General features: G+C 31.2%; 15 protein-coding genes. 9 read left to right on the forward strand and 6 right to left on the reverse strand.

Features of this window, described 5'->3' with window-relative positions; genetic code table 11:
* Positions 1-17 precede the first annotated feature (17 nt).
* The 7 genes from ACVCZW_RS15880 (at position 18) to ACVCZW_RS15910 (ending at position 6,717) form a co-directional block, all read left to right on the forward strand.
* Positions 18-146, forward strand: coding sequence for a hypothetical protein (locus ACVCZW_RS15880; RefSeq protein ID WP_452230669.1), 129 nt, complete (start codon positions 18-20; stop codon positions 144-146).
* Positions 147-171: 25 nt separating this feature from the next.
* Entirely contained in the window at positions 172-1,068 is an 897-nt protein-coding gene (locus ACVCZW_RS15885) for a helix-turn-helix transcriptional regulator (RefSeq protein WP_452230670.1), read from the forward strand.
* A 34-nt stretch (positions 1,069-1,102) separates the two neighbouring features.
* On the forward strand, positions 1,103-2,134 hold the full coding sequence (gene hemH, locus ACVCZW_RS15890; RefSeq protein WP_452230671.1) for a ferrochelatase: 1,032 nt from the start codon (positions 1,103-1,105) through the stop codon (positions 2,132-2,134).
* Positions 2,135-2,141: 7 nt separating this feature from the next.
* Entirely contained in the window at positions 2,142-2,690 is a 549-nt protein-coding gene (locus ACVCZW_RS15895; protein ID WP_452230672.1) for a CopD family protein, read from the forward strand.
* A 181-nt stretch (positions 2,691-2,871) separates the two neighbouring features.
* A complete protein-coding gene (locus ACVCZW_RS15900) occupies positions 2,872-4,323 on the forward strand; it encodes an ATP-binding protein (RefSeq protein WP_452230673.1) in 1,452 nt (483 codons plus the stop codon).
* Positions 4,324-4,386: 63 nt separating this feature from the next.
* Positions 4,387-5,169, forward strand: coding sequence for an enoyl-CoA hydratase/isomerase family protein (locus ACVCZW_RS15905; protein ID WP_452230674.1), 783 nt, complete (start codon positions 4,387-4,389; stop codon positions 5,167-5,169).
* Positions 5,170-5,193: 24 nt separating this feature from the next.
* Positions 5,194-6,717, forward strand: a complete 1,524-nt coding sequence (locus ACVCZW_RS15910) for a hypothetical protein (protein WP_452232875.1) — start codon at positions 5,194-5,196, stop codon at positions 6,715-6,717.
* 87 nt (positions 6,718-6,804) lie between these two features.
* On the opposite strand, the gene ACVCZW_RS15915 is transcribed toward ACVCZW_RS15910, so the two are convergent.
* Both ACVCZW_RS15915 and ACVCZW_RS15920 read right to left on the reverse strand, forming a co-directional pair.
* Positions 6,805-7,404, reverse strand: a complete 600-nt coding sequence (locus ACVCZW_RS15915) for a hypothetical protein (RefSeq protein ID WP_452232876.1) — start codon at positions 7,402-7,404, stop codon at positions 6,805-6,807.
* Positions 7,405-7,711: 307 nt separating this feature from the next.
* The gene (locus ACVCZW_RS15920) at positions 7,712-8,308 is read right to left on the reverse strand and encodes a hypothetical protein (RefSeq protein WP_452232877.1); all 597 of its coding nucleotides are present in this window, start codon (positions 8,306-8,308) and stop codon (positions 7,712-7,714) included.
* A 359-nt stretch (positions 8,309-8,667) separates the two neighbouring features.
* On the opposite strand from ACVCZW_RS15920, the gene ACVCZW_RS15925 reads away from it, so the two are divergent.
* A complete protein-coding gene (locus ACVCZW_RS15925) occupies positions 8,668-9,540 on the forward strand; it encodes an AraC family transcriptional regulator (protein ID WP_452231167.1) in 873 nt (290 codons plus the stop codon).
* A 51-nt stretch (positions 9,541-9,591) separates the two neighbouring features.
* On the opposite strand, the gene ACVCZW_RS15930 is transcribed toward ACVCZW_RS15925, so the two are convergent.
* From ACVCZW_RS15930 to ACVCZW_RS15945, 4 genes are all read right to left on the reverse strand, one after another.
* Positions 9,592-10,248, reverse strand: coding sequence for an HD domain-containing protein (locus ACVCZW_RS15930; protein WP_452230678.1), 657 nt, complete (start codon positions 10,246-10,248; stop codon positions 9,592-9,594).
* 6 nt (positions 10,249-10,254) lie between these two features.
* Positions 10,255-11,241: an acyl-ACP desaturase gene (locus tag ACVCZW_RS15935; protein ID WP_452230679.1), complete on the reverse strand. Its 987-nt coding sequence runs from the start codon at positions 11,239-11,241 to the stop codon at positions 10,255-10,257.
* A gap of 4 nt (positions 11,242-11,245) precedes the next feature.
* Positions 11,246-11,983: a lysophospholipid acyltransferase family protein gene (locus ACVCZW_RS15940; protein ID WP_452230680.1), complete on the reverse strand. Its 738-nt coding sequence runs from the start codon at positions 11,981-11,983 to the stop codon at positions 11,246-11,248.
* 115 nt (positions 11,984-12,098) lie between these two features.
* Positions 12,099-12,509: a BrxA/BrxB family bacilliredoxin gene (locus tag ACVCZW_RS15945; protein WP_452230681.1), complete on the reverse strand. Its 411-nt coding sequence runs from the start codon at positions 12,507-12,509 to the stop codon at positions 12,099-12,101.
* Positions 12,510-12,977: 468 nt separating this feature from the next.
* Between ACVCZW_RS15945 and ACVCZW_RS15950 the strand changes: the two genes are divergently transcribed.
* Positions 12,978-13,760 (forward strand): TerB family tellurite resistance protein, encoded by a 783-nt coding sequence (locus tag ACVCZW_RS15950; RefSeq protein WP_452230682.1) that lies wholly within the window; start codon positions 12,978-12,980, stop codon positions 13,758-13,760.
* Positions 13,761-13,796: the final 36 nt, after the last annotated feature.

A 13,796-nucleotide genomic window follows, 5' to 3' on the forward strand; every position in this document is an offset into this window, starting at 1 on the left:
ACAAAAATAGAACGCTTATGCGGATAAAAGTAACGCTAAAAGAACTTTTAGTGTCGTTTGTGGTTTTTTGGTGGTATTTTTTAATATTATATGATAATTGTCATACTTTTGCAGTAATAGCAACGCTTTTTGATGCTATTGTTTAGAACTGTTCTAAATAAGAATTTAAAAATGAAAGAGAATACTACTTTAAAAAATGTCGCTAGAGGGACTTTTAATGAAACAAAGGTCGATGATGGTTTTTTTGTGCTAAGTTATCAGAATGAAAGCCAATTAGTTGAAACTCTGGAGAGAGAGATAGATAGTAGTTTTATTCAGTTCCATTTTTGTATTAAAGGTTCTGCCGCTTTTTTGTTTAATACGGGAAGTTATACCTTAAACATACAAGACGAAACTTCTTTACTTTTATATAATCCGCAACGCGATTTACCAATTCATTTGCAAGTAGATGCCAATACGTGGTTGGTTTCTCTTCTTATTTCTATTAAAAAATTTCATGGTTTATTTAGTCAGGAAGCAGATTATATCACGTTTTTGAGTGATGACAATAAAGATAAAAAGTATTATAAAGACGGAAAAATTTCGCCTTCCATGTCTATTGTATTAAACCAATTGATACATTATAATTTAAACCAATCTATTAAAAACCTATATTTTAAAGGAAAGGCGTATGAACTTTTAAGCTTGTATTTTAATAGAAATGAAGATGCAAATGTAGAACAATGTCCTTTTTTGGTAGATGAAACGAATGTGATTAAAATACGAAAAGCAAAAGATATTATTATCTCTAGAATGTCAGAACCGCCAAGTTTGCAGGAATTAGCAGACGAGATTGCTTTAAGTTTAAAAAAGCTTAAAGAAGGATTTAAACAAATTTATGGCGATTCTGTATTTAGCTTTTTATTAGATTATAAAATGGAAGTCGCTAGAAAATTATTAGAATCTGGTGACCATAATGTAAATGAAGTTGGACTAAAAGTTGGTTATAGTACTTCTAGCCATTTTATTGCGGCTTTTAAAAAGAAGTACGGAACGACTCCGAAAAAATATATACAATCTATAAACTAAAATCATTTCCACTTTTGTGGAAAATACAATAGAAATGAGTAAAGGAATATTATTAGTAAATCTAGGTTCTCCAGAAAGTCCGGAACCTAAAGACGTTAAAAAGTATTTAGGAGAATTTTTAATGGATGAGCGTGTTATTGATATCCCGCTTTTGGCTAGAACCGCTTTGGTAAAAGGTATTATTTTAAATACCAGACCAAAAGCATCTGCAGCCGCCTATAAAAAAATCTGGTGGGAAGAAGGTTCACCGCTTATTGTTCTTTCGGAAAGGCTTCAAAATAAATTGCAGAAACAAACAGATATGCCTGTTGCTTTAGCCATGCGTTATGGAAGTATGACCATGAAGAAAGGGCTTCAGGAATTGGTAGATAAAGGTGTGGATGAAGTTTTACTTTTTCCGTTGTACCCGCAATTTGCAATGGCAACTACAGAGACCATAACGGTTTTAGCTGAAGAATTACGTCAAGAACATTTTCCGAATTTGAAAATAGAATCTGTTCCTGCGTTTTATAACAAACCAGATTATATTGCAGTTTTATCTAACAGTATTGCGAAGCATTTAAAAACGGTAAATTATGACCATGTATTGTTTTCATATCATGGTGTTCCAGAAAGACATATTAGAAAAAGTGACGTTACAAAATCGCATTGCAAAATAGATGGAAGTTGTTGCGTAACGCCAAGCAAAGCACACGAATTTTGTTACAGACATCAATGTTTAGAAGTAACACGTTTGGTTGCAGAAAAGTTGCAATTTAAAGAAGGTGCTTTTTCTACATCGTTTCAATCTAGATTAGGATTTGATCCTTGGTTGCAGCCATATACAGATAGAACTATTGAGCGTTTAGGAAAAAAAGGTGTGAAAAATATGGCCATTGTAACGCCAGCTTTTGTGAGTGATTGTTTAGAGACTTTAGAAGAGATAGCGATGGAAGGGCAAGAAATTTTTCATGAAATGGGAGGAAAGGATTTTTCAACGGTTCCGTGTTTAAATGACGATGACGAATGGGTTTCTTTACTTGCGAAATGGGTGAATAACTGGTCTGATAAAGGAGTTTTATCATAATATCACTATGGAATATTACAACTACATAAAATCCTTACATCTCATTTTTGTGATTACTTGGTTTGCAGGATTATTTTATATTCCTAGATTATTTGTGTATCAAATTGAAGCGTTTCATAAACCTTCACCAGATAAAGAAATTCTTGGGAAGCAGTTGAAGCTAATGGCAAAGCGTTTATGGAATATCATTACCTGGCCTTCTGCAATTTTAGCTACAAGCTTTGCAATTTGGTTATTGATTTTACAACCCGTTTGGTTGCAACAGCCTTGGATGCATGTAAAATTAGGTTTTGTAGTTTTACTAATCATTTATCACTTAAGAACACATCAGTTTTATAAGCAACTGCAAAACGATGTGGTTAAAAAAACTTCTAATTTTATGCGATTATGGAATGAAGGAGCAACCTTTATTCTGTTTGCAGTGGTATTTCTAGTCATACTAAAAAGTGCTTTTAATTGGATTTTTGGCGTGCTAGGTATTTTTGCTCTAGGTGTATTATTAATGTTAGGTTTTAAAGTGTATAAAAATATACGCAACAAGAATCCGGAAGCTTGATTAAAAGATACAAATACCAAAAACTAAAACCCCAAATGCCAAGTAATAATCTTGAGACCTAACAAATGGAATTTCTAATTTGATTTTTCTGGTATTTACACGAAGTGTTTTTGGTGTGATTATTGCTATATTTAGACTATTATAATACTAATTTAAGGTACCTGTTTATACAGGCATTTCTATGATATTAAAAAAGTTGTCTTTACGGGTTCGTATTTTTATTGCCATGATTCTTTTGGTGTTTTTAGCGTCTATTTTAATAACGGCAGTAGCTGTTTATCAAAATAAAGAAGAAACTATTGATTACCACACGCAAAGATTAGAGCGTAAAGAAGCTAATATTAAAAGACATATTAATTTTGTAATTCAAGAAACAACTTTTGAGGTTAAAACCGAGAAGCTCCCGTTTATTTTTAAAGATGAAATTTACAAAATTGCTTCGGTACATGATTTACCAATAAACCTTTACGATTTAAGTGGTCAGATTTTAAAATCCTCCATAGCAACCTTAACGCAAGATTCTTTGCAAACCTGTTTAAATGCAGAAGTTTTAAATGCTTTAGCAAATACCGTGGAACATAGGTATGTTGAGAAAAGACAAGTAAACGGAGAAACCTATCAATCTTCATTTACCTATATAAAAGACCATAAATCAAAGCCTATTGCTATTTTAAATTTACCATTATTAGAGAATGATGATTTTTTGGCAAAAGAACTGGATGAATTTTTAGAACGAATCGCTTTTGCATATTTGTTTATGTTGCTAATGGCAATTGCTTTGGCTTATGTTTTATCAAAATATATAACAAAATCTTTAAATACCATTAGTGATAAAATTAATACAACTCGGTTAGAAAAACGGAATCAAAAAATTGAATTAGATTCTGCTACAGTGGAGATTGCTGCGCTTGTAAAATCGTACAATAGTATGATTGATGAGTTAGAAGAAAGTGCAGTGCACTTGGCTACTAGCGAGCGGGAACAGGCTTGGCGAGAGATGGCAAAGCAAGTTGCGCATGAAATTAAAAATCCGTTGACGCCAATGCGATTAACCGTGCAGAGTTTTCAACGTAAGTTTGATCCTTCTGATGAAAACATACATCAAAAACTAGACGAATATAGCAAAACGTTAATTCAGCAAATAGATACACTAAGCTCTATAGCTTCGGCATTTTCAAACTTTGCTAAAATGCCAGCACAGAAAAATGAAATGCTTAACGTGGTTGAAATTGTAGATCTTTCTCTAGATATTTTTAATGAAGATTATATCGCGTTTTCATCTAATAGAAAAGAAATTATCGCTAAATTTGATAGAACACAGCTCATTCGAGTGGTTACCAATTTAATTAAAAATGGTATTCAAGCAATTCCTAAAGATAAAAAACCAGAGATTGTAGTGAAAGTACTGGAGGAAAATGAGCAGATTAAGATTACAGTTTCCGATAATGGTATCGGAATTACAGAAGAAAATAAATTAAAAATATTTGAACCAAAATTTACGACCAAAACCAGTGGTATGGGATTAGGTCTTGCAATGGTTAAAAATATTATGGAAACTTATAAGGGAAGTATTACCTTTACCACGCAATTAGGAATAGGCACCACTTTTACGGTGACTTTTCCGAAAGAATAAAGTTAAAAATAAATCAGATGGTCACTCTGAGCGTGTCGAAGAGTCTTCTAAAACCAAATAAAAATGTCATACAACAACATCTTATCTGCAACCCAAAACGGAATAACAACCATTACTATTAATAGACCAACAAAGCTTAATGCGCTTAATAAAGAAACTATTCAGGAACTGCATGAAGGTTTTAAAGCTGCGAATAAAGACAAAAACACCAAAGTTATTATTGTAACAGGAAGTGGTGAAAAAGCTTTTGTTGCGGGTGCAGATATTAGCGAGTTTGCAAACTTTAGTGTAGATAATGGCGGGAAACTGGCAGCTAAAGGACAAGAATTACTATTCGATTTTGTAGAAAGTTTAGAAACACCAGTTATCGCTGCTGTTAACGGTTTTGCACTTGGTGGCGGATTAGAGTTAGCAATGGCTTGCCATTTTAGAATAGCAAGTGATACTGCTAAAATGGGATTACCAGAAGTTTCTCTTGGTGTAATTCCTGGTTATGGAGGTACACAGCGTTTGCCGCAATTAGTTGGTAAAGGTCGTGCTATGGAAATGATAATGACCGCTGGAATGATTGATGCAGAAACAGCAAAAAACTACGGATTAGTAAATCATGTAACCACGCAAGAAGAGTTAATACCATTGGCTGAGAAAATAGCAAGTAAGATTATGCGTAATTCAACGGTTGCAATAGCCAAAGCCATCAAAGCCATTAATGCTAATTATAAAGATGGTAAAAATGGGTATAAAGTAGAAATTAAACAATTTGGAAAATGTTTTGGAACCGAAGATTTTAAAGAAGGAACAACCGCCTTTTTAGAAAAACGTAAAGCAGATTTTCCAGGTAAATAAACGATATATTTAATAAAAACACATATGAGGAAACTACTTATTACAAGTATAATTTTATTTACAAGTATTTTAACTTTTGGACAAAATGAATTTGACAATATTATTGAAGGACCTGTCTTTAAAGATCAAACAAATTGGACACAAATAGTTTCTTCTGAAGATGATGGAAATGGTGGTCTTGTAATTGTAAGAACATTTCATGTGCACTCTAGATCAAATGCGGAAGCCTACTATATAGAGCATTATGATAGTGATTTGAAATTAACTAATAGAGTGAAAATAGATAATGCTTCAAGCAATATTGTTATAGATAATGGTGTAATTAATATGATTATGTTTGGTTTGGATGAAGCAACAAATGCATATGAGTTTAATTTATTATCATCTACTATTGAATCCATGAAGTTTGAAAAGAAGCATTTATGCTCATCAGGGAAAGATCAAAAATTATCTATGTCTTTGTACGCTTCATCTAAAACATATGATCCTAATTCTTTTGGAACTGTATATTTCTCTGAAAACAAAAACTATAGTGCTTTGATTTTTGATATTAAAAATGAAGAAGAAGCAACACATAAAGTTTTTGTTTTTAATAAGAAATTCGAACAAGTAAAGGAGTACACATTCAAGAAAAACATTCCAGATGTATTTTTTGATTTTCAAAGTGTTAATGTAGATGACACAGACGGTTCCATTCTTTTATTAGGTAAAGTTTTTGAAAATAATACTAGAAAATTAATAAAAGACGATAAAGTAAACTATCATTATGAACTCTTTAAGCTAACTAATAATGGACAAGAAAAAGTAGATTTACAAACAAACAATAACTTTGTTAAATCTTTAGTGCCAGTTAGAAAAGGAAATAATTTATCTTATGTTGGTTTTTATGGAAAAGACAAGGAAGAAAAATCAAATGGAGTATGTAGGTTTGATATAAATATTAAAAATCTAAGTATAGAAAAAAGTAGTTTTGCTCAATTTTCAGATGATTTTATTATTGAAAAACTTGGTAAAAAATCGGATAAAGGGCTTAAAGATTTGAATATTAATGCTGGTTACATGCAAGATAATGGTAATATTATTTTAGCTGCAGAAGAACAACTAGATAAATATGGTCAGCATACAGGAATAACTTATCTCTATGATGATATTATTTCAATTAAAATGAACAATAATGGTGAATTAACTTGGGCTAAAAATATAATTAAAGAGCAGGCGGATACTTATTTTGATGTTGCTAATACTGTACATGCATCCTATGGTTCTGTATTTAGGAATGACAAACTATATTACTTTTTTAATGCTTCTCCAAAAATAAAAGAATCAAAAAATGGCGTGGTTGAATTTGGGAAATTCAAAAGAGATAAATCTGCTATCTATTGTGTTATTTTAGATGAAAACGGAAAGTCAAATTATAAAAAAATATACGAAGACAAAGATTTAGACATTCTATTTCATACAGAAGACAATATTATAGATGCTGAAGGAAACATAATTATTTTTGGTGATTCTGGGGAACAAAAAAGATTTCTTAAAATAAAAATCTAAATTTTTACAGAGTAACAAAAGTATTTTAAACAAAAAAAGCGAGCATAAATGCTCGCTTTTTTTTTACGTTGATATTATATAATCTAACTAGAACTGTATGTAATCAACAAATGTTCTTCCTTCTGTTTTTGTAACAATCTTATATGTTCCTTTTAGTTTTTGGTCTAAACTTAATACTCTACTTATATTTTTAGAGTCGTCCATAATGGTTTCCGAATAAATTAAGTTAAAGATATCACCTTCTGCGTCTTCGTAATAAACATTAATGTCTAAAGGTTCTTGGTTTAAAGATAATTTAGAGATGTACACTTTGTTTTCTTTATTTCTAACATGAGGTTTAAAGATTGTAGATCCTTTTTCTTTGTTAAATACAACGATGTTGTTAGCAACCTGAAAAGGAATTATTACGATTTTAAAATCTTTGTTTAATTCAAAAAAGTAATCCCCATTTGGTAATTCTGTTAAATCAAATCCTTTGGTGTAATCTCCAGAATTCTGAATGAACTCATTATAGAGAATAATTCCGTACGTATTCTTAATTAATAGTTCGTCACCTTTTTTAACATCGTTTAATGTTAAGGTTGTTCTTTTTGCATCCTTTAAAATGTTTAGTGGTGCATTTGCGTTTGCTAGTAAAGTAGTAAATAGTACTACTAATACTAAAGTGCTTTTCATTAATTTTTTCATAATCTTATAGGTTTAATGATTATACGGACAAAGTTATAATGAAAAGAGAGTTTGTAAAACAGCTATTTTTGCAACTATATATACTATTTTAACTCAACTATTTGAATTATAAAATATTATCTGTTAATATGGAATATAATTTTGATAATATAGCACACACAAAGCTTCTTGTAATCTTACTTAAATACCTAAGGTTTTAAAAGTATGGGGCGCTTTAAGTTTAATATTTAAACGGAAGTGTGTAAAACAAAAAAGCGAGCATAAATGCTCGCTTTTTGAAAACTGAAGAAGTATTATATAAATCTAACTAAAACTGTATATAATCAACAAATGTTCTTCCTTCGGTTTTTGTTACTATTCTATAGTTTCCTTTTTTCTCTATATCTAAATTTAAAATTCTATTTATATTATTTGAATTTTCTAGGGTTTCAGAATAGATTAAATTATAGTTATTGCTTTCTAAATCTTCATAATAAACTTCCACTTTTAAAGGTTGGTAGTTTAAAGATAGTTTAGAGATGTACACTTTGTTCTCTTTGTTTTTAACCAAAGGTTTAAAAATTGTAGATTCATTGTCATTTTTAAATGCAACTGAATTATTTGAAACATTAAAAGGAATTATTTTAATTATAAAATCTTTGTTTAATTCGAAAAAGTAATCTCCTTTTGGTAATTCTGTTAAATCAAATCCTTTTATATAATTACCAGAATTTTTAATTACTTCTTTGTAAAGAATAATTCCGTAGGCATTTTTAATGATAAGTTCGTCTCCTTGTTTAACATCTTTTAATGTTAGAGTTGTTCTTTTTGCATCCTTTAAATTATTTAAAGGTGCATTTGCGTTTGCTAGTAAAGCAGTAAATAATACTACTAGTACTAAGGTGTTTTTTATTAATTTTTTCATAATCTTTTCTTGTTATATATATTCCTAATCGTTGTTTCATTAAAACAACGGTAATTAAATTGGTTCTTAGTTGATCACTTTGTTGGCTATTACTATTATAGTAATAAAGCGTATTGCTTGGGCTTTTGTTTCTTGTATGAATTTTTTCATAACCATTTGGGTTTAATTATTATGTGGACAAAGGTATAAGCAAAGGAGAGTCTATTAAACATCTATTTTTACAACTATCTATGCTATTTTAACCTTGTAGGTTGTTGCGAAAACGTTATATGTTAAAATAGTATATAATAGTGGTAAATTAACACATGCTAAAATTTTTATTATTTGTAAATTTGTAGCGTATTTAATATCAAAAAAATATTTTGCAGTTAAAACCTACATTTAGAAAAATTACGCCGGATTTTGGTAGTTCTATTACCGCTATTCAAAAAACCAAGAAGCGAAAACGAAGCGAAGCTTTCTGGCATTTTCATCCAGAATTAGAATTAGTATATGTTAATAAAGGAAAAGGGAGAAGGCATATTGGTAATCACCTTTCTTACTTTAATAATAGTCAATTGATTTTAATCGGATCTAATTTACCGCACAATGGATTTACAGATCGATTAACTTCTAAAGGGAAAGAAACAATGGTGCAATTTCATCCGGAGTTTTTGGGTGATTTGTTTAATAAGCTGCCAGAAATGAAAAACATTTTGCAGTTAATAGAACGCGCTAAAAAAGGAATTTTATTCAAACCAGAAATAAAGAGAATTGTTGGTCCAAAAATAGAGAAGTTACCAAAATATGAAGGCATAAAACGCGTAACAAAGCTTTTAGAGATATTAGAATTGTTGGCATTAAGTGCAGACTATGTGTTGCTTAACGAAAATGGGCATATGTTTGAAACCCAACCACAAGACAGTAATAAAGTAGATAAGATTTTTAAATACGTTAATAAAAATTATCAAGAACATATTACTTTAGATGAAATTGCAAGTCATGTAAATTTAACGGTTCCTGCGTTTTGCAGGTATTTTAAAAAAGTTACAGGAAAGACATTTACACAGTTTGTTAATGAGTGTCGTATATTTTATGCAACAAAGCTTTTAACAGAAAGTCAAAGTAGTATCACCGATATTTGTTTTGAATGTGGTTTTAATAATTTTTCACATTTTAATAAGGTGTTCAATGAAGTAATAGGAAAGAGCGCCTCGAAATATAGAAATGAAATGCGATTAATAATTCAATAAAAATACCGGAATAGAAGTACTGCATTAGAAATTGCAAAAGAGAATTCAAACTTACTTTTCACCATGCCATTCGGCATAAAATTGGGTTAGAAAACCTTCCATATAGTGGTGTCTTTCTTGCGCAATTTCTTGGCCAGTCTTTGTATTCATTTTATCTTTTAGCAATAGTAGTTTTTCGTAAAAATGATTAATTGTAGGAGCAGTAGATTGTTTATATTCTTTTGTACTCATTTTTAAATTCGGCGTAATTTCAGGATTATAAAGTGCTCTGTCTTTAAATCCGCCATAATTAAAACAGCGCGCAATACCAATAGCGCCAATGGCATCTAATCGATCTGCATCTTGTACAACTTCTAGTTCTTTAGAAGTAAAAGCTAATGCACCTTCTAAGGATTTGTTAAAGGACATGTTTGCAATAATGTTTACAACATGTTCGATAACCTCAGAAGGTACATTTTCTTTAAATAGAAATTCACGTGCTACTCTTGGTCCTACCGCATCATCTCCGCCATGAAATTTGCTATCTGCAATATCATGTAAAAGGGCAGCTAATGAAACTACAAAAACATCTACGTTTTCTTTTTTAGAAATAAGTAAAGAATTATTAAAAACCCTTAGGGTGTGAAACCAATCATGGCCACCTTCGGCATCTTTAAGCGTTTCTTTTACAAATGCTTTTGTGGCTTCCATGAGGATTTCAGTATTCATATACTTCTATAATTTTGCAGGTTCTACCCAATTAAATTGGAAAGAGTTTTCAGGAACTTTCATACGATCTGCGATACGAATCATTCTAGAAGGAAGCTTCATCAGGTAATCTCTAGCTTTTTCAGCTTCATCGGTTAGATTGGAAACCTTATCAATTTCCCAACGGATAATAAGTTTGTCCAATATATCTACATAATCTGCAGCGGTGTATACACCAATACGTTGTGCTGTATTAGAAAACTCTTCAAAAGCGGAACTTATTTTGTTTCCAGATTCTCTTAAAAAATGCGCAGGCATGGTAATTTTTTGCTTCATCATATATTGAAAAGCAAGCATCATTTCACTAGGATCTACAGCAAAAATACGCTCTACAAATTCGCAGTATGCATGATGGTGTCTCATTTCATCTCCAGAAATAATTTTACACATTTTAGAGAGTTGCTTATTTCCCTTCTGTTTCGCCATTTTAGCGACTCTATTATGAGAAATGTAGGTAGCTAGTTCTTGAAAACTGGTATATAAAAAGTTTTTATACGGATCTCTATCGGTACCAATATCAAAACCATCTGCAATAAGATGCTGCGTGGTTTTTTCAATTTCTTTCATATTAACACGTCCAGAAAGATATAGATATTTGTTTAACACATCACCATGTCTATTTTCTTCTGCGGTCCAGTGTCTCACCCATTTAGACCAACCATTTCTTCCTACTTGATCTACACCTTCCACATCCATTAACCAGGATTCGTAGGTTGGTAGGGCTTCTTCTGTTATCATATCACCAACTAAAACTACCCAGAAATCATAAGGTAATTCTTTAGAAAGCTCTCTAATTTCTTTTACTTCTTCAAAAAAATTATCGCCTTCGCTATTTGGTAAAAAATCAGATGGTTGCCAAATGGTATCTACCGGAATTAGATATTTTTGAATTAAGGACTCTATGTCTTTTTCTAAAAACGACATCACTTCTAATCTTACATTTTTTGTGGACATAATTTTATAGTTTAATACTGTTTTTTATTGTTTTTTCAATATGCTCTAGCAATAATTCCGTCGTTTCAAAATCACTTTTTTTAACTGGTTTATGTGCCGTAAAAGTTAAGTGATTTCCTATACCTAAAGGAAACTTACCATAGCGTAAGTTTTTCCATGAGTTATTAATAGTGACTGGTATTATAATAGCACTTGGTATGTATTTTATTAGCGTTTCCAGACCTTTAGTTTGAAAAGGTTTTGGTTTTCCATCACGACTTCTAGTGCCTTCCGGAAAAATAACTGCTGCCCGTTTTGTAGATTCTATATAATCTCCAAATTTACGAATGGCCACAATAGATTGCCTTGGGTTTTTTCTATCTATTAAAACAGAACCTCCGTGACGCAGGTTATAAGAAACACTAGCAATACCTTTTCCTAATTCCTTCTTACTTACAAATTTAACATGATGCTTTCTAAAATACCACATCAATGGTGGAATATCTGCCATGCTTTGATGGTTCGAAACGATCAGTACAGGTTGCGAATTATCTAAGGGATAGGCATTGTAAAACGAATGTCTTGAGCCTAAAATATTTACACATCGCATAAGACAAAACTGTAAAGCATCTACACTATTTTTATGCGCATTGTATCCAAAAACATTGAAACAAAACCATTGTATGGGATGAAACACTGCTAATGTTAATCCGAAAAAAAGATAGTAGATACAAGATAATGGATATGCTATAAGTTTTCTCATTTTTTTTGTTAAAATGTAATACTCCAAAAATAAAAAAACCACGTCTATAAAACGTGGTTTAATTGTAATAGTTTGTGTGTAACTTTAACTTTTAACATATAATGTTAAAAGGCTACTAACAATGCTCGTTATACGCATCTATAAGATTTTCTGCGATCATTTCTGCAGGTCTACCTTCAATATGGTGACGTTCTAGCATATGTACTAACTCTCCGTTTTTAAACAAAGCCATACATGGTGAGCTTGGAGGAAAAGGGATCATATATTCACGAGCTTTATTCACTGCTTCTTTATCCACTCCTGCAAAAACCGTTACAATATGGTCTGGTCTTTTTGCGTTTTTTATACTAGTTTTAGCTCCTGGTCTTGCATTGGCTGCAGCACAACCGCAAACTGAATTTACAACCACTAAAGTTGTTCCTTCTTTTGCAATAGCTGCATCCACATCTGCAACTGTGTGTAATTCTTCAAAACCTACGTTGGTTAAATCTTCACGCATTGGTTTTACTAATTCTGCTGGATACATATCTTGTAATTTTATGTTTAATAATTATTTCTATACAAAGATAATCAAAAACCGTGCAATAATTATTATGGCGTTACCTTATGACAGTAGTTCTTTATATTTAGTGTTAAAGAAAATTAGGAGTTTTTAGTTTAGGCAAAAAAGAAAAATCAAGCATAGCAATAGCTATGGTTTGTTTTTATTTTGACGAATTAGCTAAAAAGAACCATTTTATAATGCTAAATATAAATAACTAATGGCAATTACACTTATGGTGTCATAAGGTCAGGCTATACACTATATCTTTTTTACAAAAAAGTAAAAAAGGATGTCGTTTCTATCCTTAACGCGAACAACGGCATTTTCAATTTTAGTTTTACTTCCCGTATTTTAAAGAGGAGATGTCACGAATATGCAAAAGGGTTTCTGTAACAAAACCACACATATTATAACTAACAAGTAGTATCTTTGAACTTTAAAAATAAAAACATGAGTTTCGGAAAATGGATTGGAGCATCTTTAGGATGGTCTTTTGGAGGGCCAATAGGTGCCATTATAGGTTTAGCACTTGGTAGTTTTGTAGATACATTATCTTCAGGTAAAGGATTTACAATTGGTCAAGGAGATTTTGAAAGAGGAAGTACGCAACAAAGACCAAATTATAGAACACAACAACAACGTAGATCACAAACTACTTCTGGTGATTTTGAAGTAAGCTTACTTATTCTGGCATCTGTAGTAATAAAAGCAGATGGAGTGCAAGACCAAAGAGAATTGGACTTTGTGCGTAATCAATTTGTTAGCATGTACGGAAAAGACAGAGCGAACAAAGCATTTAAACTTTTTAAAGGTATTAGTAGTCAAACGGTGCCATTACGTCAAGTTTGTAGTCAGATTCAACAAATGATGGATCATGCATCTCGTTTACAATTAATGCATTTTCTATTTGGTATCGCCAAAGCAGACGATATGGTTACCGAAGATGAAGAGCGAACCATTTTTACCATCGCTGGATATCTAGGAATAAGCTCTCGAGATTATAACAGTATTAAAGCGATGTTTTATAACAGTAGCGAGAATGCATATAAGATTTTAGAAATCACAAAAACGGTAACTGTTGTTGAGATTAAAAAAGCATATCGTACCATGGCTAAAAAGTACCATCCAGATAAAGTAGCACATTTAGGAGAGGAACATAGAAAAGGAGCCGAAGAAAAATTTAAACAAATACAAAAAGCATACGAGCAACTTCAGAAAGAACGTGGTTTTTAAATCTTTAGTTTATAGAAATAAAAAAGAGTTCTTGTA

The organism is Lacinutrix sp. MEBiC02595 (genome assembly GCF_053601555.1).

Excerpts from the sequence above, each read along its gene's own strand:
- hemH (WP_452230671.1), top strand. The coding sequence starts at position 1,103 with ATGAGTAAAGGAATATTATTAGTAAATCTAGGTTCTCCAGAAAGTCCG.
- ACVCZW_RS15905 (WP_452230674.1), top strand. The coding sequence starts at position 4,387 with ATGTCATACAACAACATCTTATCTGCAACCCAAAACGGAATAACAACC.
- ACVCZW_RS15935 (WP_452230679.1), bottom strand. The coding sequence starts at position 11,241 with ATGTCCACAAAAAATGTAAGATTAGAAGTGATGTCGTTTTTAGAAAAA.
- ACVCZW_RS15910 (WP_452232875.1), top strand. The coding sequence starts at position 5,194 with ATGAGGAAACTACTTATTACAAGTATAATTTTATTTACAAGTATTTTA.
- ACVCZW_RS15930 (WP_452230678.1), bottom strand. The coding sequence starts at position 10,248 with ATGAATACTGAAATCCTCATGGAAGCCACAAAAGCATTTGTAAAAGAA.
- ACVCZW_RS15915 (WP_452232876.1), bottom strand. The coding sequence starts at position 7,404 with ATGAAAAAATTAATGAAAAGCACTTTAGTATTAGTAGTACTATTTACT.
- ACVCZW_RS15895 (WP_452230672.1), top strand. The coding sequence starts at position 2,142 with ATGGAATATTACAACTACATAAAATCCTTACATCTCATTTTTGTGATT.
- ACVCZW_RS15880 (WP_452230669.1), top strand. The coding sequence starts at position 18 with ATGCGGATAAAAGTAACGCTAAAAGAACTTTTAGTGTCGTTTGTGGTT.
- ACVCZW_RS15920 (WP_452232877.1), bottom strand. The coding sequence starts at position 8,308 with ATGAAAAAATTAATAAAAAACACCTTAGTACTAGTAGTATTATTTACT.
- ACVCZW_RS15900 (WP_452230673.1), top strand. The coding sequence starts at position 2,872 with ATGATATTAAAAAAGTTGTCTTTACGGGTTCGTATTTTTATTGCCATG.
- ACVCZW_RS15940 (WP_452230680.1), bottom strand. The coding sequence starts at position 11,983 with ATGAGAAAACTTATAGCATATCCATTATCTTGTATCTACTATCTTTTT.
- ACVCZW_RS15945 (WP_452230681.1), bottom strand. The coding sequence starts at position 12,509 with ATGTATCCAGCAGAATTAGTAAAACCAATGCGTGAAGATTTAACCAAC.
- ACVCZW_RS15885 (WP_452230670.1), top strand. The coding sequence starts at position 172 with ATGAAAGAGAATACTACTTTAAAAAATGTCGCTAGAGGGACTTTTAAT.
- ACVCZW_RS15950 (WP_452230682.1), top strand. The coding sequence starts at position 12,978 with ATGAGTTTCGGAAAATGGATTGGAGCATCTTTAGGATGGTCTTTTGGA.